This is a genomic window from Erwinia psychrophila, from assembly GCF_039023475.1.
Taxonomy (GTDB): Bacteria; Pseudomonadota; Gammaproteobacteria; order Enterobacterales; family Enterobacteriaceae; genus Erwinia.
This window is the reverse complement of the sequence record NZ_JBCHVB010000005.1, coordinates 286,613-305,804: the sequence shown is the minus strand read 5'-3', so window position 1 is coordinate 305,804 and position 19,192 is coordinate 286,613. Positions and strand designations below refer to the sequence as shown.

The 19,192-nt window shown below is 53.5% G+C and carries 18 protein-coding genes; 1 reads left to right on the top strand and 17 read right to left on the bottom strand.

The genetic code is table 11. The features are described from left to right. Nucleotides 1-211: 211 nt before the first annotated feature. The 17 genes from AAH446_RS14495 to acuI all read right to left on the bottom strand — a co-directional run bounded on the left by AAH446_RS14495 (nt 212) and on the right by acuI (nt 16,912). Nucleotides 212-973 (bottom strand): amino acid ABC transporter ATP-binding protein, encoded by a 762-nt coding sequence (locus AAH446_RS14495; protein WP_342907389.1) that lies wholly within the window; start codon nt 971-973, stop codon nt 212-214. A gap of 8 nt (nt 974-981) precedes the next feature. Beyond that, on the bottom strand, nt 982-2,082 hold the full coding sequence (locus AAH446_RS14490; RefSeq protein WP_342907388.1) for an amino acid ABC transporter permease: 1,101 nt from the start codon (nt 2,080-2,082) through the stop codon (nt 982-984). A gap of 17 nt (nt 2,083-2,099) precedes the next feature. Further along, the gene (locus AAH446_RS14485) at nt 2,100-3,278 is read right to left on the bottom strand and encodes an amino acid ABC transporter permease (RefSeq protein ID WP_342907387.1); all 1,179 of its coding nucleotides are present in this window, start codon (nt 3,276-3,278) and stop codon (nt 2,100-2,102) included. 69 nt (nt 3,279-3,347) lie between these two features. Further along, nucleotides 3,348-4,373 carry an amino acid ABC transporter substrate-binding protein gene (locus AAH446_RS14480; RefSeq protein ID WP_342907386.1) on the bottom strand — a complete coding sequence of 342 codons (1,026 nt, stop codon included), beginning with the start codon at nt 4,371-4,373 and terminating at the stop codon, nt 3,348-3,350. 334 nt (nt 4,374-4,707) lie between these two features. Further along, a complete protein-coding gene (gene lpxP, locus AAH446_RS14475; RefSeq protein WP_342907385.1) occupies nt 4,708-5,628 on the bottom strand; it encodes a kdo(2)-lipid IV(A) palmitoleoyltransferase in 921 nt (306 codons plus the stop codon). A gap of 910 nt (nt 5,629-6,538) precedes the next feature. Further along, nucleotides 6,539-6,835: a DNA-binding transcriptional regulator Fis gene (gene fis / locus AAH446_RS14470; RefSeq protein WP_000462905.1), complete on the bottom strand. Its 297-nt coding sequence runs from the start codon at nt 6,833-6,835 to the stop codon at nt 6,539-6,541. A 24-nt stretch (nt 6,836-6,859) separates the two neighbouring features. Next, on the bottom strand, nt 6,860-7,825 hold the full coding sequence (gene dusB / locus AAH446_RS14465) for a tRNA dihydrouridine synthase DusB (protein ID WP_463322819.1): 966 nt from the start codon (nt 7,823-7,825) through the stop codon (nt 6,860-6,862). A 312-nt stretch (nt 7,826-8,137) separates the two neighbouring features. After that, complete coding sequence (locus AAH446_RS14460; protein WP_342907384.1) at nt 8,138-8,875, bottom strand: carbonic anhydrase; 738 nt, start codon at nt 8,873-8,875, stop codon at nt 8,138-8,140. A gap of 122 nt (nt 8,876-8,997) precedes the next feature. Continuing rightward, complete coding sequence (gene prmA / locus AAH446_RS14455) at nt 8,998-9,879, bottom strand: 50S ribosomal protein L11 methyltransferase (protein ID WP_342907383.1); 882 nt, start codon at nt 9,877-9,879, stop codon at nt 8,998-9,000. Nucleotides 9,880-9,890: 11 nt separating this feature from the next. After that, complete coding sequence (gene panF, locus AAH446_RS14450) at nt 9,891-11,345, bottom strand: sodium/pantothenate symporter (RefSeq protein ID WP_342907382.1); 1,455 nt, start codon at nt 11,343-11,345, stop codon at nt 9,891-9,893. Next, a complete protein-coding gene (locus AAH446_RS14445; RefSeq protein WP_342907381.1) occupies nt 11,335-11,577 on the bottom strand; it encodes a YhdT family protein in 243 nt (80 codons plus the stop codon). Before AAH446_RS14445 ends, panF begins: the two co-directional genes overlap by 11 nt. Before the next feature lie 74 nt (nt 11,578-11,651). Then, nucleotides 11,652-13,001 carry an acetyl-CoA carboxylase biotin carboxylase subunit gene (gene accC / locus AAH446_RS14440; protein ID WP_342907380.1) on the bottom strand — a complete coding sequence of 450 codons (1,350 nt, stop codon included), beginning with the start codon at nt 12,999-13,001 and terminating at the stop codon, nt 11,652-11,654. Between the two features lie 12 nt (nt 13,002-13,013). Next, a complete protein-coding gene (gene accB / locus AAH446_RS14435; RefSeq protein ID WP_342907379.1) occupies nt 13,014-13,481 on the bottom strand; it encodes an acetyl-CoA carboxylase biotin carboxyl carrier protein in 468 nt (155 codons plus the stop codon). A gap of 21 nt (nt 13,482-13,502) precedes the next feature. After that, nucleotides 13,503-13,955 (bottom strand): type II 3-dehydroquinate dehydratase, encoded by a 453-nt coding sequence (gene aroQ / locus AAH446_RS14430; protein WP_342907378.1) that lies wholly within the window; start codon nt 13,953-13,955, stop codon nt 13,503-13,505. Nucleotides 13,956-14,193: 238 nt separating this feature from the next. Continuing rightward, on the bottom strand, nt 14,194-14,796 hold the full coding sequence (gene msrQ / locus AAH446_RS14425; RefSeq protein ID WP_342907377.1) for a protein-methionine-sulfoxide reductase heme-binding subunit MsrQ: 603 nt from the start codon (nt 14,794-14,796) through the stop codon (nt 14,194-14,196). Next, the gene (msrP, locus tag AAH446_RS14420) at nt 14,796-15,800 is read right to left on the bottom strand and encodes a protein-methionine-sulfoxide reductase catalytic subunit MsrP (RefSeq protein WP_342907376.1); all 1,005 of its coding nucleotides are present in this window, start codon (nt 15,798-15,800) and stop codon (nt 14,796-14,798) included. Before msrP ends, msrQ begins: the two co-directional genes overlap by 1 nt. Before the next feature lie 134 nt (nt 15,801-15,934). After that, nucleotides 15,935-16,912 carry an acrylyl-CoA reductase (NADPH) gene (gene acuI, locus AAH446_RS14415; RefSeq protein WP_342907375.1) on the bottom strand — a complete coding sequence of 326 codons (978 nt, stop codon included), beginning with the start codon at nt 16,910-16,912 and terminating at the stop codon, nt 15,935-15,937. 225 nt (nt 16,913-17,137) lie between these two features. Here acuI and csrD point away from each other — a divergent pair, with 225 nt between their 5' ends. After that, nucleotides 17,138-19,093: an RNase E specificity factor CsrD gene (gene csrD, locus AAH446_RS14410; RefSeq protein ID WP_342907374.1), complete on the top strand. Its 1,956-nt coding sequence runs from the start codon at nt 17,138-17,140 to the stop codon at nt 19,091-19,093. Nucleotides 19,094-19,192 lie beyond the last annotated feature (99 nt).

Here is a 19,192-nt window from a genome sequence, read left to right as displayed (position 1 = left end):
TCGGTCAGGGTTTTTTGCGTTATGCGGCACCAGAAACGCAGCCGGCCTGTACCGCACTTCCCGCATCCCTGCGCACCTTAGCGGAAACCGGCATCCCGGCGGCAGTAAGGCATACTCTTCCTTACCTGCCGCTCTCTACTTTCACTTTTCCCGTGCAGGCTTTTTTTAGGGCTGTGCGTATGAGTAACTATCCATACCGGTCTACTGCTTATCAGTGAATAACCTGTGACAGGAAGGCACGGGTACGTTCAGACTTCGGCGCGGAGAAAAACGTCTCAGGCGGCGCCTCCTCTACAATTTCACCACGATCCATAAAGATCACCCTGTCCGCAACCGTCCGGGCGAAGCCCATCTCGTGCGTCACGCACAGCATCGTCATCCCATCCTCTGCCAGGCCGATCATCGTATCCAGCACTTCTTTCACCATCTCAGGATCCAGCGCGGATGTTGGCTCATCAAACAGCATGATCTTAGGCTTCATACAGAGGGAACGTGCGATAGCCACTCGCTGCTGCTGCCCCCCTGAAAGCTGGCCGGGAAACTTATGAGCATGTTCAGCGATCCGTACGCGTTCCAGATAATGCATGGCTAATTGCTCCGCCTCCTTTTTAGGTGTCTTACGTACCCAGATGGGGGCCAACGTGCAATTTTGCAGTACGGACAGGTGTGGGAAGAGATTGAAGTGCTGAAATACCATGCCCACTTCGGTCCGGACCCGTTCAATATTGCGCAGATCGTTATTGAGATGAATACCGTCCACGACAATGCGTCCCTGCTGATGCTCTTCCAGATGATTGATACAGCGAATAGTGGTCGATTTCCCTGAGCCGGAAGGGCCGCAGAGAACAATCCGCTCGCGGGGCTTAACGTGCAGATTGATATTTTTAAGTACATGAAACTGGCCGAACCATTTATTCACGTTCTCGAGCGTAATCATCATTGCGTCGTCTGATTGAATCGTTGCTTGTGTCATTTAAGGCCTCAGTGCGGCGTACGCCCGGTGTGAAAGCGCTTTTCCAGATACTGGCTGTAGCGCGACATGCTGAAACAAAAAATCCAGTAAACCAAAGCTGCAAATACATATCCTTCAGTAGACATCCCCAGCCAGGCGGGATCGACCGTTGCCTGCTGTACGCTACTAAAGAGGTCAAACAGCCCGATGATAATGACCAGGCTCGTATCCTTGAACAGGGCAATAATGGTGTTAACCAGGCCTGGGATCACCAGCTTCAGGGCCTGGGGCAGGATCACCAGCCCCTGCATTCGCCAGTAGCCCAAAGCGAGTGATTCGGCGGCTTCATACTGGCCCCGGGGAAGGGCCTGCAAGCCACCGCGTACAACCTCCGCCACGTAGGCGGACTGGAACAGGATCACGCCGACCAGCGCCCGGATCAGCTTGTCGATACTGCTACCTTCTGCCATAAACAGCGGCAGCATTACCGAGGACATAAACAGCACGGTGATGAGCGGAACCCCCCGCCAGAACTCAATGAAGATTATGGATAGCGTCCGCACAACGGGCATCGTTGAACGCCGTCCGAGGGCGAGAAGGATCCCTAAAGGCAATGCGCCTGCTATCCCCACCGAAGCGATAATCAACGTTAAGGTCAGCCCGCCCCACTGCCGGGTTTCCACCCGCTCCAGTCCAAAAAAGCCGCCATACAGTAATACCCAGACGATAACAGGATAGACGACGGCCCAGACCGCAATATATCGTCCACGGCCTGGCATGCTTTTTATAAACATGGGAATAAGCGAAAGCAGCCCAATGACTAAGGCAAGGTTAATGCGCCAGCGAAGCTCGTGTGGGTAAAGCCCATACATAAACTGGCCAAAGCGAGCATGGATAAAGACCCAGCAGGCACCCTCTTTAGTGCAATCCGCCCGGGTAGAGCCGATCCAGTTCGCCTGGAAAAGCAGCCAGTTCAGCGCCGGCGGGATGGTTATCCATATCACCCAGAGGCAAAACAGGGTCAGCAGGGAGTTTGCCCAGCTCGAAAAAAGGTTTTTCCTGCTCCACCTGACGGCACGAGAGAAGGCGTTTAGCGGTACGGCCGGCGTTTCATGAGTGGCTAAAGTCATAAGATCCCCATTCTTCCTTAGCGCTCAATCAGGCGAATTTTGCGGTTATAAATATTCATCAGCAGCGAGATCGTCAGGCTGATAATCAGGTAGACGCCCATCGTGATGGCAATAGTTTCGATCGCTTGTCCCGTCTGATTAAGCACTGTGCCGGCAAACAGCGAGACCATATCGGGATAACCAATCGCCGCTGCAAGCGAAGAGTTTTTCACCACGTTAAGGTACTGACTGGTGAGCGGAGGAATGATCACGCGCATGGCCTGCGGAATAATGACCTGGCGCAGCGTTACCGGATTCGGCAGGCCCAGCGAACGGGCTGCTTCTTGCTGACCATGCGGCACGGACTGGATACCTGCGCGAATAACTTCAGCAATGAATGAGGAGGTATAGACCGACAAGGCGAGCGTTAAAGCGGCCAGTTCCGGGATAAGTGCAAATCCACCGCGAAAGTTAAAGCCACGCAGTTCGGGTATATTCCAGTGCATGGCGGGGCCAAACCCCCAGTGCGCAATCAGCGGAAAAAGTATCAGCATGACGATCGCTGCCGGCCAGGTGGGGCGTAGCTGTCCCGTCTTTAACTGAAAAGCACGATTGTAGCGGAACAGAAACAGGCTGCCGAAAGCGGCCAGAAGCAGGGCAATAATAAACGGCCAGGTGCCTGAGGCATACTCAGGCCAGGGAATATAAAGTCCCCGGTTGCTGACAAAAGCTAAGTCCATCGCGCTCAGGGCCTGGCGGGGGCCTGGCAAGTTACGCAGTACGGCAAAGTACCAGAAAAATATCTGAAGCAGCGGCGGGATGTTACGAAAAATCTCGATATATACCGTGGAGATTTTTCGCAGCAGCCAGTTATCAGAGAGACGCGCAAGCCCGATGAAAAAGCCAAGAAAGGAAGCAAATACAATACAGAGCGCGGAAACCAGCAGCGTGTTAGTTAAGCCAACGAGAAAAACACGCGCGTAGGTATCACCTTCCGTATAGTCGATCAAATGCTGAACAATGCCAAAACCCGCGCTGCGCTCAAGAAAGCCAAAACCGGAGGTAATACCGCGATTAGCGAGGTTGGTGACGGTATTGTGAATCAGATAGCCCGCTACGCCTGCAACAGCGGCAACCGCGATAATCTGAAACAGCCAGGCGCGCACCGCAGGGTTACTGAAAGAAAAATCCCTTTTTACGGCTGGGCGTTGAGACATGGTAAACCCTCAGTGACGTTAATACTGACGAAGGCACCGACAGATCGGTGCCCTGTAACGGTGGGGGAATTAACGTACTGGCGGGGCGTACTGAATACCGCCTTTGTTCCAGAGGGCATTCTGACCACGGGCAATCTTCAGCGCGCTGTCTTTACCCACGTTGCGATCGAAAATTTCCTGGTAGTTACCGACCTGTTTGATGATGTTATATGCCCACTTATTGCTCAGCTTCAGGTCCTTACCGAAATCACCCTCGGCACCCAGAAGGTGAGCCATATCCGGCGTAGTAGGTTTAGCGGACATCTGATCAACATTTTGTGAGGTTACACCCATCTCTTCTGCGTTCAGCATTGCAAAAAGCGACCACTTAACGATGGTGAACCATTCATCATCACCACGACGTACTACTGGCCCCAGAGGCTCTTTGGAGATGACTTCCGGCAGGACGATAAACTCATCAGGTTTACCCAGCTTGATGCGCAGTGCATAGAGTTGTGACTGATCGGACGCCAGAGTATCGCAACGGCCGGAATCCAGCGCTTTGGCAGATTCATCAGAGCGGTCAAAGGTGACCGGCGTGTACTGCATATTATTTGATTTGAAGTAGTCCGCAACGTTGAGTTCCGTATCGGTGCCTGCCTGAATACAGACGGTCGCACCATCAAGTTCTTTGGCACTTTTCAGGCCCGCTTTCTGATGTGTCAGAAAGCCGATACCGTCATAGTAGTTCACCCCTGCGAATATGAATCCCATGCCGCCGTCGCGAGAAGACGTCCAGGTTGTGTTGCGGGAAAGTATATCCACCTCACCGGATTGCAGCGCAGTGAATCTCTCCTTCGCCGTCAGCGGCGTATATTTCACCTTGGTCGCATCGCCAAAAAGGGCGGCTGCCGCTGCACGACAAACGTCAACATCGATACCGCTGAATTTGCCGCTGGCATCAGCATAGGAGAAGCCGGGCAGACCGTCGCTGATACCGCACTGAATGAAACCTTTCTTATTAATAGCATCCAGGGTAGTGCCAGCGTGTGCCTGATTCGCAACTGCAAATAGCGTTGCCGCGGCAACCAACATGGAGAGCATCGTTTTTTTCATAGAGCATCCTGTGTGGCGAAGTCGATTTATTATGTTTAACGTACGCTGTAACGGGCTTATCTTTTTTGTAGCCAAAGCCACCCACGACACTGCAAAGGTAATGCCAGGTTTGCAGCATCCTGAATTTACGGGAAAGGTTTACTAATACTCAGAAGCTTTTAGAAAGTTTCGTTAATATCGCGCACTAAAGTGGCGCAAAACCAGCAGGGCTGGTCACATTTGGTGCAAATAGTTTTATGGATTGAAAGCAATGTGAGCGGAAGCGCATATTTGTGAAGGGAATGTTAATTCAGGCAGGCCAGCCCGGGGGAAGCTGGCCAGATAACGTCGTAAATCAGTAAAGCGAGGTTTTGCCCTCAGGTCGCGTTTTAAACCGACGGTGCAGCCACATATACTGGTTTGGTGCCCGCATTATTTCGCGCTCTATCACTTTGTTCATATAGGCGGCGGCTTCCTGTTCATCCTCAACCGGATACGCCTTCAGTTCGGGCTGGATCACGAGTTCATAACCGCTACCGTCTTCATTACGGATCAATACCACGGTAATCATGGCGGGCTTAGCCAGCCGGGCTATCATCCATGTCCCACTGGTTGTCGCTGCCTGTGGCACAGCGAACAGCGGCGCAAAGACGCTGCCTTTCGGGCCATAATCCTGATCGGGCGCGAACCAAACGGCCTCACCCTGTTTGAGGGCCTGCACCATCCCACGGAGGTCGCGGCGATTAATCATCGCTTTGTTGGAACGCATACGTCCCTTCGTCTGTACCCACTCCATCAGTTTATTATTATGAGGACGGTACATCGCCATCATGGGCTGGCAGAGGCCCATTGCGCGGCCCCCTAACTCAAGCGACATAAAATGTACACCGATAATCAGCGCGCCGCGGCCCTCCTGCTGGGCAGCGGTAAGATTATTTAATCCCTTAACCGTAAACCAGCGTCTGACCCGCTGATCTGACCAGAACCAGGCCATACCGGTTTCAAGCAGTCCCATGCCCAGCGATTCGAAATTACGCACGATACGAATTTCCATCTGATCGACTGGCATGTCAGGAAAGCAGAGCTCTAGGTTACGGCGGGTAATACGAATGCGGCGCTTTAAAAAGCGCATTGAGGTGCGGCCCATCCAGGTGCCCAGCTTCTGTAAAACAGGGAAAGGTAGCTGAACCAGCAAAAACAGAAGTCCCAGCCCGGCCCAGGTAGTCCAGTAGCGAGGATGCAGTAAGCTGCGATTAAAACGGGGTGACGCCTTCATAATTCTCTCTTTATCATGCATGGGAGCGTATCGCACCGGTGTTAAATCCGTAGCGTTACAGCAAATATGACAACATTCTTTGCGGTAAGTTGGGCCAGATGCGCTGAACTTTACACAATGCAGATAATTCTGGTCGTGTTCGGGGTAGCGAAAAGACGCTGGCAGTCGCAAAGCCCCTCGATTTCATCGCGCGATTGAGGATGAAAAAGCGGAAGCTTAGTCGTTACGGCTACAGGTTATCGGCCCATTGTATCTGTAAATAACAGACATCTATATCTGTTTTACACACTCTTGTACTTTTATTGACCAGCTTGCGGAAGGGGAGATGCGTCGTATTGCTCAGCTTCAAACGCCGTCATTTTTATCACGCTGCCGTTACGCTACGGGGGCTTATTAACTGCCGGAAAAGGGCAACCTGGAATTACAGCGGATAAAAAGAACCCTCTGAAGATGGAAATCCATGAATCTTCAGAGGGGATGCAAGGCATCATTCGATACAGCACGAACAATGCCCTGGAACACGTCACGCTTTCCTGACAATTATCAATTTAGGAACCTTATTAACAGAACGTTACTTTGCCTTTAATATCTTGTATTGCGTTTACAAATCTCTTTCATCCATTTGCATAAAAGCTTAGAAAATATCTGGTCACATGCGCTAAAACGCGGTCCGCCCGCAGTAACCACGTGTGTTATATGCACATCAACGTTTTACTGCACAGTGCCCCTCCATATGGGACCTGAAGGCGACAGGTGATATCAACGATGAGGAACACATAAGGTGAGGGAGAAAGGCAAGGGCATGAAATAAGCAGGAAGGAGACAAGCGTGTGATGCCGGAGCAGACAAAAGAAAAAGGCGCCTTATCCGCAGGATAAGACGCCTTTATTCAGACATTAGCCGAAATAAATCAGTTCATGCCGTATTTTTTCAGTTTCTTACGCAGCGTACCGCGGTTGATACCCATCATCAGGGCTGCACGGGTCTGGTTGCCACGGGTATATTGCATCACCATGTCCAACAGAGGCTGTTCTACTTCAGCCAAAACCAGCTCATACAGGTCATTAACATCCTGACCATTCAGTTGAGCAAAATAGTTCTTCAGTGCCTGTTTGACCGAATCACGCAGGGGCTTTTGGGTCACCTGATCCTGGGAGTTAACGGTTGAAACGGTCAGTACGTCAGAATTTACGCGTTGTTCGAACATAGTTCTGTCAGCTCTTTATTTCTATTATGCAAGTTTTTCGAAGTATGCCTCCAACGCCTCCAGCTGTTCGCTGGCATCCTCAATGGCGTTGAATGTGCGCCGAAACTGGTCGTTTGGGGCATGCTCCTGGAGATACCAGGAGACGTGCTTCCGGGCAATACGGTATCCTTTGCGATGACCATAAAAGTCGTGCAGTTCCCGTAGGTGCCCGATGAGCAAGCGCTTTACTTCAGCCAGTGGCATCGGTGCCAGCAGCTCCCCAGTGTCCAGATAATGCTGGATTTCCCGGAAGATCCACGGTCTTCCCTGAGCCGCACGTCCTATCATCAGGGCATCAGCCCCCGTATAGTCAAGTACGGCTCTGGCCTTATGCGGGTCAGTAATGTCTCCGTTCGCGATAACGGGAATAGAGACATTCTGCTTAACTGTCCGAATGCTGTCGTATTCAGCATTGCCGTTGAACAAACACGCGCGTGTGCGTCCGTGAATGGTCAGGGCCTGAATGCCACAGCGCTCAGCCAATTGGGCAATTTCTACACAGTTGCGGTTATCCGCATCCCAGCCGGTGCGAATCTTCAGCGTAACGGGCACGTCTACGGCATTCACCACGGCAGAGAGTATAGACATCACCAGCGCCGGATGTTGCAGCAGGGCCGAGCCCGCCATCTTACGATTCACTTTTTTGGCAGGGCATCCCATGTTGATATCGATGACCTGCGCGCCAGATGCAGCATTAATGCGCGCTGCAGCGGCCATCTCCTCAGGGTCACAACCCGCGATTTGCACGGTACGAATACCAGGCTCGTCGCCATGAACCATACGCAGCCGGGATTTGTCGGTAGCCCAGACTTCAGGGTTAGACGACAGCATCTCAGATACGGTCATACCAGCCCCCATTGCATAACAAAGAGTCCGGAAGGGCCTGTCGGTAATTCCGGCCATGGGCGCTGCAATCAGACGATTGCGAAGCTGGTGGTTTCCTATGCGCATGAAAAAAAAGTGACCATAGTGTGTCCGCAAGGCGGCGTATATTACGCATTTTTTTCGTAAGATGAAAGGACAAACTTTGAACAACTTATGCCTGGAAAGCGTCAGCCTGGCTGACGCAACCGGCCATAAAAATAAATATCTTTATATTACAGCCGGTTGAAGATGTTTGGCGAAATCCTGTACAAGAATTTTTCTTTTTTTGTGACCGACTTTGCCCTATAAATAACGGAACTTTATGCTGAAAACGCGATAAGTACCGTCGAAACGCCGCCCGTCAGACCGCTGGCGCCGCTTAATTTTTGCTCATCCAGCTTAATCAACGATAATGCGTCCGTTCAAATGTTGCACCGGCCGGTTATTGGAGTGTTTTAATGCGTGCTCAAACGCTTTCAGCTGCTTATCGGAAAGCGTCGCAGGATATTTCATTATCAGCCAGCGAACCCCCTCCGTGCAGGGAGGCGTGGTCAGCGACCCGCTGAAGCGGTAGTAGTGCTTATCGGCAGGGAAGAGCGACGCCATATCACCGCTTTGCTTCATTACCTCAACGCTGTCGAGGCTGGCAGGTATAGAAGCGATAATCGGATCCAGCGCTTTGTTTTCCGCCCCCCGCTCAAACATGACGGCTAATACTGCCAGCTCACCTTCCTTGTTAGTATGGACGAAATGAGCCTCCATCGGAAAAGCTTTGCCGAAAAGATGGTTTTCACTGGGAGTATGAAAGTGGAACTGTTTGAGCACGAACGTATCATCATCCAGCGAAAAATCATCGCTGTCTTTTACCGTCACCTGAATGGTATGACCATTATTGACAATAGTTTTGGTATCGGTGTGAAAGTTGAACTGTAGTGGAGGTAATTTTCCGTCGATAACCCGGTGAATATCTATTGGAGACTGATACTGACCCTTATTACAGGTTTGAAACTCTGGTGATAATTCACCCCAGTGCTCAGGCGCATTGCTGCCTTCATACGACCAGTGAATATCCGGCGCCGCCCAGGCAGGTAACGCGGTGATGGCGACAAAAAGCAGAGCTAACTTATTGATTTTCATAATCCATTATGTCCTGAAATTACCGGCTTCCAGATGAAGGCCGGTTCCCTAACGTATAGGCCTGCTAATGGTAATGGTATTATGCCGGAAAATCATCTGCTCCTTCCCTGGAGCAGCGGATTTCAGCGGCGGACGCCCGTGATACGGCACCACTCTTCTTTCTCCGCCACGGGATCGAGGGCAAACTTCTCTTCGTAAGCTTCACAAACGCTGGCGGCCTGACTTGCCAGGACGCCCGACAGGCCCAGATGGCCGCCTGTCACCGGCAATACGCTGATGAGCGGCGCCAGTTCGCGCAAAGGACCGGCAAGAATGTTAGCGACAACCACATCTGCGCTCAGGTCTGCTGGCTGCTCTTGCGGCAGGAAAAGTGAGAGACGTTCGGAAACGCCGTTACGTTCGGCGTTAGCCCGGCTGGCCTGAATCGCCTGAGGATCGATATCAATACCGATAGCACTGGCCGCGCCCAGTTTCAGCGCCGCAATCGCCAGGATGCCGGAGCCGCAACCAAAATCGATCACGGTTTTGCCAGCCAGATCCAGGCCGTCCAGCCAGGCCAGGCAGAGTGCGGTCGTCGGGTGGGTGCCGGTACCGAATGCCAGACCGGGATCGAGCATAACGTTGACGGCGTCAGGGTCGGGCACATCGCGCCAGCTGGGGCAGATCCACAGTCGCTGTCCAAAACGCATCGGGTGGAAATTGTCCATCCACTCGCGCTCCCAGTCCTTATCTTCAATCTGCTCAATTTTGTGTGGAAAGCCCGGGCCAAGAAGCGGATGCGGTTCCAGGCCAGCGATCACCTCATGCATCTCCGTTTCGGCATCAAAGAGGCCGATAACATCCGTATCACCCCAGAGGCGGGTTTCGCCAGGCAGCGGCTCAAATACCGGATTATCATGGGTATCCTGAAACGTGACCGAAACAGCCCCGTTTTCCATCAGCGCATCGCCCAGATCTTCAGCCTGAGCGCCAGTGGTATTGATCTTCATTTGTATCCAGGGCATTGCAACTCTCTTTAATCAAACAGGGTGGAGGCTGACGCTGATTGTTCAGCGGAAGAGCCAAAACGGTTACCGATAATAAAGGCGATCAGACTGAGCGTCAGCGCCGGTACAATCGGATGATATCCCCACGGCTGGAGGGACAGACTGGCAAGTAAGGTGTAACTGCCTGCGCCTGCGAACATACTGCTCAGCGCACCGGCGGCATTGGCTTTCTCCCAGTACAGGCCCAGCACCAGCGGCCAGAGGAAAACGGCCTCCAGCCCGCCAAACGCCAGCAGGTTAAGCCAGATAATCATTTCTGGTGGATGCCAGGCGGCCAGCAGCAGCAGAAGGCCAAGTACCAGCGTAATTAAGCCGGACATTTTCTTCAGCAGCGGCTCATTGTGCATCTGCTGAGGTCGTATCCGCAGGTAGAGATCTTTGACGATCGTGGCGGAGGATTGCAATAGCTGTGCATTGATCGTCGACATAATGGCAGCCATCGGCGCAGCGAGAAAGATCCCGGCGGCCAGCGGCGGTAAAACCTGGATCATCAGCGTCGGGATCACCCGATCGGGGATCGTCATATCGGGGAGCACCGCCCGGCCCAGCGCGCCTGCCAGATGCATGCCTAAGGTCAACAGCGTCACCACAAGCGTGCCAATCAGCATACCGCCGTGTACGGCCTTACTGTTTTTATAGGAGATGCAGCGTACCGCCGTGTGCGGCAGGCCGATAACCCCAAAGCAGACAAGGATCGAAAACGAGGCCAGGAAGGTGGGGGTGATGATGTTATCCACGCCGCCCGGCGTGACCAGCTGCGGATCGATCTGCTGAAGCTTATCGACAGCGCTGTGCATACCGCCGGCCGCATGAATGATGGCGAACAGCAGCATAAAGGTGCCGATAAGCATGACCAGGCCCTGCATCGCATCGTTGAGCACGCTGGCGCGAAAGCCCCCAAATGCGGTATAGAGCGCAATGGTCACGCCAAAGATCAGCAGCCCGGTCTCATAAGGAATGTTGGCGGCGGTTTCCAGCAGTCGCGCCCCGCCAATAAACTGAACGGTCATGGCACCGATAAACGCCACCAGCAGGCTCAGGCTGGCAAACCAGACCAGCAGCGGACTGCGATAGCGAGCATAGAGCATGTCGTTGAGCGTAACGGCATTGTAGCGCCGGGCCAGGATGGCGAATTTTTTGCCAAGGATACCCAGCGAAAGCCAGACGGCAGGCACCTGCACCATCGCCAGCAGAACCCAGCCCAGCCCATACTTATAGGCTGCACCCGGACCGCCGATAAACGAACTGGCGCTGATGTAAGTCGTGGCTAAGGTCATTGCGAGCACGAAGCCGCCCATAGAGCGGCTGCCGAGGAAATATTCGCTGAGAAAATTGCCGGTGCGGCGTTTACGCATCGCATAGACGGAGAGGGCCGCCACCAGCAACAGATAGCCTGCCAGAGGCAGGATGATTTCAAGTTTCACGCTTGTCCTCCAGCGGGATATCGCGGAATACCAGCCGGATCATCAGCCAGCATAAAAAAATGAACAGCGCGGGCACAAGCAGGCAGGCCATTTCGAACCAGTGAGGCAGCCCCGTTACACCTTGTTTAGCGTCTGAGAGCCAGGCCATCAGCGACCACGCGGTAAGATAGGCGACTGCCAGCCAGAACGCCCAGCGCGCCTCCCGATGAGCCTGAACAAAACGTTTGTCCATCTCTAATCCTCGCCCCAAAATTCATAAAGAAAAAGGCCGGTCAGACCGGCCTTTTTGGCAAAACGTCAGGCAAATCAGGTTTCCTGAAGGCCGAGTTTTTTCTCCAGATAGTGGATGTTAGTGCCACCCTGCTGGAAGTTTTCGTCCGACATGATCTTCATCTGAAGCTCGACGTTCACCTTGATGCCGTCAATGATCAGCTCAGCCAGCGCGTTTTTCATACGGGCGATAGCCACATCACGCGTCTCACCGTAGGTGATCAGCTTGCCGATCATGGAGTCATAATATGGCGGAACGGTATAGCCCGCATAAATATGCGATTCCCAGCGCACGCCAAAACCGCCTGGTGCATGGAAGCGGGTGATCTTGCCCGGGCTCGGCAGGAAGGTATTAGGATCTTCGGCGTTAATACGGCACTCGACCGCATGGCCACGGATCTCCACGTCTTCCTGCTTGATTGACAGTGGCTGACCGGCAGCGATACGCAGCTGCTCTTTGATCAGGTCCACGCCGGTGATCATCTCGGTAACCGGGTGTTCAACCTGGATACGGGTGTTCATTTCAATGAAATAGAACTCGCCGTTCTCAAACAGGAATTCGAAGGTCCCTGCGCCACGGTAGCCGATATCGATACAGGCTTTAGCGCAGCGCTCGCCGATGAAGCGACGCATTTCCGGCGTGATCCCCGGTGCAGGTGCCTCTTCCACCACTTTCTGGTGACGACGCTGCATAGAGCAGTCGCGTTCGGCAAGGTAGATGGCGTTGCCCTGGCCGTCAGCCAGCACCTGAATTTCGATGTGGCGTGGGTTTTCGAGATACTTCTCCATATAGACCATATCGTTATTGAAAGCGGCTTTCGCTTCCGCACGGGTCATATTGATGGATTGTTCCAGATCTTTATCGCCGCGCACCACGCGCATGCCGCGACCGCCGCCGCCGCCGGAGGCTTTGATGATCACCGGATAACCGATACGCTCGGCAAAGGCACGGTTCTTCTCCATGTCATCCGTCAGCGAGCCATCAGAGCCGGGTACGGTTGGAACGCCGGTTTTTTTCATTGCGTTAATGGCGGAGACTTTATCCCCCATCAGGCGAATGGTTTCCGCTTTCGGGCCGATAAAGATAAAGCCTGAGCGTTCAACCTGTTCGGCAAAGTCTGCATTCTCTGACAGGAAGCCGTAGCCTGGGTGAATGGCGACCGCTCCGGTGATCTCAGCAGCGGAGATCAGCGCAGGAATATTCAGATAGCTTTTTACCGACTGCGCAGGGCCGATACAGACAGTTTCATCAGCCAGCAGCACATGTTTCAAATCACGATCCGCGCTTGAGTGTACGGCTACGGTTTTAATCCCCAGCTCTTTACAGGCGCGCAGAATACGCAGCGCAATTTCGCCGCGGTTTGCTATTACAATTTTATCCAGCATGGTTCGCCCTCGTTATTCGATGACTACCAGCGGCTCGTCAAATTCAACGGGTTGGCCGCTTTCGACCAGAATCGCTTTCACTACGCCGGATTTATCCGCTTCGATCTGGTTCATCATTTTCATCGCTTCAACGATGCACAGGGTGTCACCTGCGTTAACTTTCTGTCCCACTTCCACAAACGCTTTTGCGTCCGGGCTTGGGGTGCGGTAGAAGGTACCGACCATAGGTGAACGTACGATATGTCCACTGATCTCAGCACTTACGGGGGCTTCCATCGCCGGCGCCGCTGGGGCAACGGCGGCGGCCAGTGCAGGCTGCTGCATCATTGGCGCAGAGTAAGCCTGCTGCATCATCGGATAGCCGGTATTTACCGGTGCACGACTGATGCGAACAGACTCTTCACCTTCAGAAATTTCCAGTTCAGCGATGCCTGATTCTTCAACCAGTTCGATCAGTTTTTTAATCTTACGAATATCCATAAATGTGGTTCCGTACTCTCGTTAATTAGATTGTGACAGGCGTTTTACGGCCGTCTGTAAAGCCCAGGTATAGCCGTCGTCGCCAAGCCCACAAATTACGCCAGCCGCAATATCAGAAAGATAAGAGTGATGGCGAAAAGGCTCACGAGCGTGCACGTTTGACAAGTGCACTTCGATAAACGGGATGCTTACCGCAAGCAGGGCATCACGAATGGCCACGCTGGTATGCGTGAAAGCGGCCGGATTGATGACGATGTAATCCACATTGCCTCTTGCCTCATGAATGCGGTCAATAAGGACATGCTCCGCATTAGACTGAAGATGACTCAGTTTCACGTTCAACTCGTCAGCCTGCGATGTCAGGGTGCTAACGATATCTGCTAACGTTGTCCTACCGTACTTCTCCGGCTCGCGTGTGCCAAGCAGGTTCAGGTTAGGTCCGTTTAAGAGCAGTATATGAAACTTATCAGCCATCTTGCTGCTATCTCCTGCGATAAATAAGGCATCGCACAAAATACATGGGCAAAAGCCATTTGTCACCTTTCATGGTGAATTTTGGCCCGGGCGCAGGTTTGAAGTCGGGCATTATAACCATTTCGGGGCAATTCGCAGCTAAATACTGGTCGTATCAGCGAAGTTAATCAATCGCGTCCCGTGATAGAGACGCGATTAAATGCAGGATATGCGGGACAGAACACAATCTGGCGGTAATTCAGCGCAGCCACTGACGAAACTTCTTATAGCGCCACGCCAGCAGAATTGCGGCCGCCAGCGCATATAAAACCGGCTGGGGCGACAGGGTTTTTACCGACCATAAATAATGAACAGGTGCCAGAATGACCACCAGATAGACGGCGTTGTGCAGCGTTTGCCAGCGCTTACCCAGCTTACGCTGCGCCTTCTGAAACGACGTGACGGCCAGCGCCAGCAGGATGATCCAGCTGATAATGCCCAGCGTCAGATAAGGGCGTGAGATCAGTTCCGATCCCAGCAGGCTGAGATTATTGATGCCTAATTCCAGCACGGAATAGCTGACCAGATGTAAGGTTGCCCAGGCAAAACACCAGAGGCCCAGCAAACGACGAACGCGGATCAGCAGAGGCTGCTTACCGTAGCGTGCAACCGGCGTGACCAGTAGCGTACCCAGCAGAAACTTAAGTGCCATCCTGCCGGTAAAATGCTGAATATCCTTTGCCGGATCGGCACTGAACCAGCCCTGATTGACCGACAGCAGCAGCCAGAGCAGCGGCAAAAAGCCGGCCAGATGCAGCAGCACCTTCAGCACGGAAATTTGCCTGACTGACAGACGAACCATCAGAAGTTCTCCCTCAAATCGAGGCCACGATAGAGTGACGCGACCCGATCGGCATAGCCATTAAACAAAAGCGTGGGCTGACGGTTGACGTCCAGAATGCCCCCAGAGCCAATAAAACGCTCGGTAGCCTGCGACCAGCGGGGATGATCGACATGTGGATTCACGTTGCCGTAGAAGCCGTACTCGTTGGGGGCTAACTGATTCCAGGTCGTGGGCGGCATATCTTTCATCAGCGTGATTTTCACGATCGATTTAATGTTTTTAAAGCCATATTTCCAGGGCACGGTCAGTCGGATTGGGGCACCGTTCTGTGGTGGAAGCGCCTTCCCATAGACACCTGTGGTCAATAGCGTCAGTGGATGCATCGCCTCATCCAGGCGCAGGCCTTCGACATAGGGATAATCAAGGCCGCCCCCGATAAATCTGTCTTTCTGGCCCGGCATCTGTTCAGGGGCATAGAGCGTCTGGAAGGCCACGTAGCGGGCATTGCTGGTTGGCTCAGCCGCCTTCAGCAGTTTGCCCAGCTCAAAGCCAATCCACGGGACAACCATTGACCAGGCCTCCACACAACGCATACGGTAAATGCGCTGCTCCAGCGGGAAACGCTTATAAATATCATCCATGTTCAGCTTCAGCGGCTTCGCCACCTCGCCGCCAATCTCAATTTTCCAGTCGGTGGTTTGCAGCGTACCGGCATTTGCCGCCGGATCGGCTTTATCCAGGCCGAACTCATAGAAATTATTGTAACCGGTAACTTTATCCTCAGGGGTCAGCGGCAGGTCGGCCTGGTACTGAGGCGGTTTACTGAAGTCGAGTGGTTTCCCTGCGGGGGCCTTCGGGCGATCGTTACCCTTAAACCAGGAAAGCACGTCGGCGTGAGAAACGGCGGGCAGCGACAGCGCAGCCGCACCTATCCCCAGCGTTTGTAACAGTTGGCGGCGCCGCGCGTTAAAAACGCTTTCGGGAGTCACATCATTTTCGGTGAGTTTATCGACGTGTTTCATCTGGCAAGCCTCCACAGGCGGTTTTCTCTTCAGCTTTTAGCATGAACAAAGAGTCTGCATTCGGCGAGCGGATGGCGGAAAATGTGAAATTTCCTGGTAAATCCCCCTTTCCGGCGGGAAAGGGGGCGGACGCGTCAGCGAATTTTTACCAGCGTTCGTCCCGTTATTTCATTATTAAGCAGCTTATTCGCCCCCGCCGGCGCTTCCTGAAGCGTAATTTCACGGGTAGCATGCTGATAAAAAGCGGCAGGCAGCCCTTTAACCAGCCTTTTCCATGCTTCCACGCGGCGGGCCGCAGGCGCGCTGACGGAATCCACGCCCTGAAGACGTACGTTACGCAGAATAAAAGGCATTACCGTGGTTGGCAGGGCAAAACCGCCCGCCAGGCCACAGGCAGCCACCACGCCGCCGTAGTTCATCTGCGCCAGCACGCTCGCCAGCACCTTATCGCCTACGGTATCAATGGCGCCGGCCCAGCGCTGTTTCTCCAGCGGACGGGCATCGGCGCTGAAGTCATCACGAGACAGAATCTCCCCCGCACCTAACTGACGTAAATAGTCATGCGTGGATTGACGTCCGCTAACGGCGACTACCGTATAGCCCAGCGCACTGAGCAGCGCCACCGCCGTACTGCCCACGCCGCCACTGGCGCCCGTGACAACAATTTCACCCTGGTCAGGCGTAATGCCGCCTTCTTCAAGAGCCATAACGCAAAGCATGGCGGTCAGGCCTGCGGTGCCGATAATCATCGCTCTGCGGCCATCTAGTCCTTCCGGCATCGCGACCAGCCAGTCACCTTTTACCCTGGCCTGTTCCGCCAGGCCGCCCCAGTGATTTTCGCCCACGCCCCAGCCGGTCAGCACCACGGCCTGGCCGACATGAAAGCGGGGATCTTCGCTGTGGTGCACTTTGCCGGCAAAGTCGATGCCGGGCACCATCGGAAACTGGCGGATAATTTTGCCTTTGCCGGTAATGGCGAGCGCATCTTTATAGTTCAGGCCTGACCAGTCGATATCCACCGTCACTTCACCGGCGGGCAGCGCCTCCGGCGGCAGATTTTTTACGGCGGCGACGGTTTTGCCTTCTGACTGTTCAAGAACGAGTGCCTGCATAAGAATCTCCTGAAATTAGCATCTGTAAGAAAAAATAAAGCCTGAGACAACTGTACGCCTGACAAAGCTCACTATTCTGATATCAGGCAAAAAAAAGCGGAACGGGATGTGGTATTTTCCTCCGCTGGCATAATCAGGCCTGTCATTTTTCCACTATCGTGCTGGGTAACAGTAGGATAGAGAACGTTAAAGGCGCTACATCAACGCGGTAAAATGGGCACATGGATGCGATTAACCACCAAACTTTTTGCGATTATCACGCTACTCAGCGCGCTGGCGATGTTACTGATGCTGGTGGGCTGCGGGCTGAGTTTTTTTTATCTTAACCAGGAGCAAACAGAGTCTCGCCTCGAACTGATGTCCGAAGAGGTGGACAGCGCGCTGGCCTCTCAGACGCCCGAACAGATGATCCCCTGGATCCGGCAGATGATGGGGCCGCTGCAAATTGCCCGGACAGAACTTCTTGAGAACGATCGGACCCATTTTAACCTGCGGCATTATCAAAAGGCCGTGCTGGACGATGAACCGAACCGCTATCGGCAAACCCTGATAGCGCTGCCCAGTCATCCCGGCTTCAGTCTGCGAATTCTGTGGGTGGATTCGGCCAAAACCTGGCTCGGCTCATTTATCGGGGTATTTACCCTGTCGGTTATTATCTCCGTCGTCGCGATCATGATAGTGGCGCTGCTGCTGACGCATCGCTGGCTCTACCGGCAGATGCAGGGAATGGAGCGCCTGGAGCGACGTGCGGGCGAGATATTAAAAGGTGAGCGGGGGAAGGTGAAGCAGGGCTCGGTGCATGAATGGCCGCCCCGGGTCAGCAGCGCCATCGATCTGCTGCTGGCAGATCTCAGTGAGGCGGGCGAACAGCGTAATCGTATTGATACGCTCATCCGTACTTTTGCGGCTCAGGATGCCAAAACCGGCTTGAACAACCGGATGTTCTTCGATAACCAGTTAACAACCATGCTGGAGGAGTCGGAGTCGGAGGCGGGCAGCGCGCACGGCATGGTGATGATGATCCGCCTGCCGGATTTCGATACGTTGAGAGAAAGCTGGGGTCACGGCCAGACGCGCGAGTACCTTTTCGCGATGGTCAATCTGCTCTCGACTTTCGTGCTGCGTTACCCGGGGGCGTTACTGGCGCGCTATTTTCGCAGCGATTTTGCCGTTCTTCTTCCTCACCGTAGCCTGAAGGATGCCGACAGCATCGCCTCCCAGCTGATCAAAGCTGTTGATGCGCTACCGCCCACGCGGATGCTGGATCGGGAGGATATGATACACATCGGCATCAGCGCGTGGCACAGTGGGCAAACTACGCAGCAGGTGATGGAAAGCGTCGAGCTTGCCACCCGTCATGCCGCGCTTCAGGGCGGTAATAACTGGTCGGTGGCCGAGGTGCCTCAGCAGGATTTTGTGCGCGGCAGCGTCATGTGGCGAACGCTGCTTGAGAATACCCTTAGCCGCGGCGGGCCTCGTCTTTATCAAAAACCTGCGGTTAATGGTGAAGGCCGGGTGGACCATCGCGAGTTGATGCCGAGGATTTACGACGGGAATAAAGAGCTGCTGGCGGCGGAATACATGCCGCTGGTACAGCAGTTAGGGATGGCCGAAAGCTACGATCGCCAGCTGGTGGCCCGTATCATCACGCTGTTGCCGCTCTGGCCGGAAGAAACCCTCGCAATACCGCTAACCGTCGATTCTCTTCTGCATCGCCCATTTCAACTCTGGCTACGCGATACGCTACTGCAATGCACTAAATTGCAAAGAAAACATATTTTATTTGAACTTGCGGAAGCAGATGTTTGTCAACACAACAACCGTTTAAGCAGTGCCTTCCGTTTAATGAAGGGGTTTGGCTGCCGGATTGCCATCATTGAGGCGGGGTTGACGGTTGTTAGTGCAGCTTATATCAAACAGTTTGACGTGGAGCTGATAAAACTCCACCCTGGGCTGGTACGTCATATCGATCGCCGTATGGAAAATCAGCTTTTTGTGCAAAGTCTTATTGAGAGCGGTAAAAATAGCGCAACGCGCATTTTTGCCGCCGGCGTCCGTACACGAGCCGAGTGGCAAACGCTGACCGAGCTGGGCGTAAAAGGGGGGCAGGGCGATTTTTTTGCCCCCTCCGAACCGCTAAGCAGTAACGTGAAAAAATATTCACAAAGATATCGAGTTTAATCTGCCGTTAAGCCATATTTGACGTAGAATGGCCGCGCGGCTGTGGTGCCGGCTAAGGTTGTCTCTGTGCGCCAGGGGCCCCTTAAAATGTAAAATTTA

Excerpts from the sequence above, each read along its gene's own strand:
- AAH446_RS14495 (WP_342907389.1), bottom strand. The coding sequence starts at position 973 with ATGACACAAGCAACGATTCAATCAGACGACGCAATGATGATTACGCTC.
- AAH446_RS14490 (WP_342907388.1), bottom strand. The coding sequence starts at position 2,082 with ATGACTTTAGCCACTCATGAAACGCCGGCCGTACCGCTAAACGCCTTC.
- AAH446_RS14485 (WP_342907387.1), bottom strand. The coding sequence starts at position 3,278 with ATGTCTCAACGCCCAGCCGTAAAAAGGGATTTTTCTTTCAGTAACCCT.
- AAH446_RS14480 (WP_342907386.1), bottom strand. The coding sequence starts at position 4,373 with ATGAAAAAAACGATGCTCTCCATGTTGGTTGCCGCGGCAACGCTATTT.
- lpxP (WP_342907385.1), bottom strand. The coding sequence starts at position 5,628 with ATGAAGGCGTCACCCCGTTTTAATCGCAGCTTACTGCATCCTCGCTAC.
- fis (WP_000462905.1), bottom strand. The coding sequence starts at position 6,835 with ATGTTCGAACAACGCGTAAATTCTGACGTACTGACCGTTTCAACCGTT.
- dusB (WP_463322819.1), bottom strand. The coding sequence starts at position 7,825 with ATGCGCATAGGAAACCACCAGCTTCGCAATCGTCTGATTGCAGCGCCC.
- AAH446_RS14460 (WP_342907384.1), bottom strand. The coding sequence starts at position 8,875 with ATGAAAATCAATAAGTTAGCTCTGCTTTTTGTCGCCATCACCGCGTTA.
- prmA (WP_342907383.1), bottom strand. The coding sequence starts at position 9,879 with ATGCCCTGGATACAAATGAAGATCAATACCACTGGCGCTCAGGCTGAA.
- AAH446_RS14445 (WP_342907381.1), bottom strand. The coding sequence starts at position 11,577 with ATGGACAAACGTTTTGTTCAGGCTCATCGGGAGGCGCGCTGGGCGTTC.
- accC (WP_342907380.1), bottom strand. The coding sequence starts at position 13,001 with ATGCTGGATAAAATTGTAATAGCAAACCGCGGCGAAATTGCGCTGCGT.
- accB (WP_342907379.1), bottom strand. The coding sequence starts at position 13,481 with ATGGATATTCGTAAGATTAAAAAACTGATCGAACTGGTTGAAGAATCA.
- aroQ (WP_342907378.1), bottom strand. The coding sequence starts at position 13,955 with ATGGCTGATAAGTTTCATATACTGCTCTTAAACGGACCTAACCTGAAC.
- msrQ (WP_342907377.1), bottom strand. The coding sequence starts at position 14,796 with ATGGTTCGTCTGTCAGTCAGGCAAATTTCCGTGCTGAAGGTGCTGCTG.
- msrP (WP_342907376.1), bottom strand. The coding sequence starts at position 15,800 with ATGAAACACGTCGATAAACTCACCGAAAATGATGTGACTCCCGAAAGC.
- acuI (WP_342907375.1), bottom strand. The coding sequence starts at position 16,912 with ATGCAGGCACTCGTTCTTGAACAGTCAGAAGGCAAAACCGTCGCCGCC.
- csrD (WP_342907374.1), top strand. The coding sequence starts at position 17,138 with ATGCGATTAACCACCAAACTTTTTGCGATTATCACGCTACTCAGCGCG.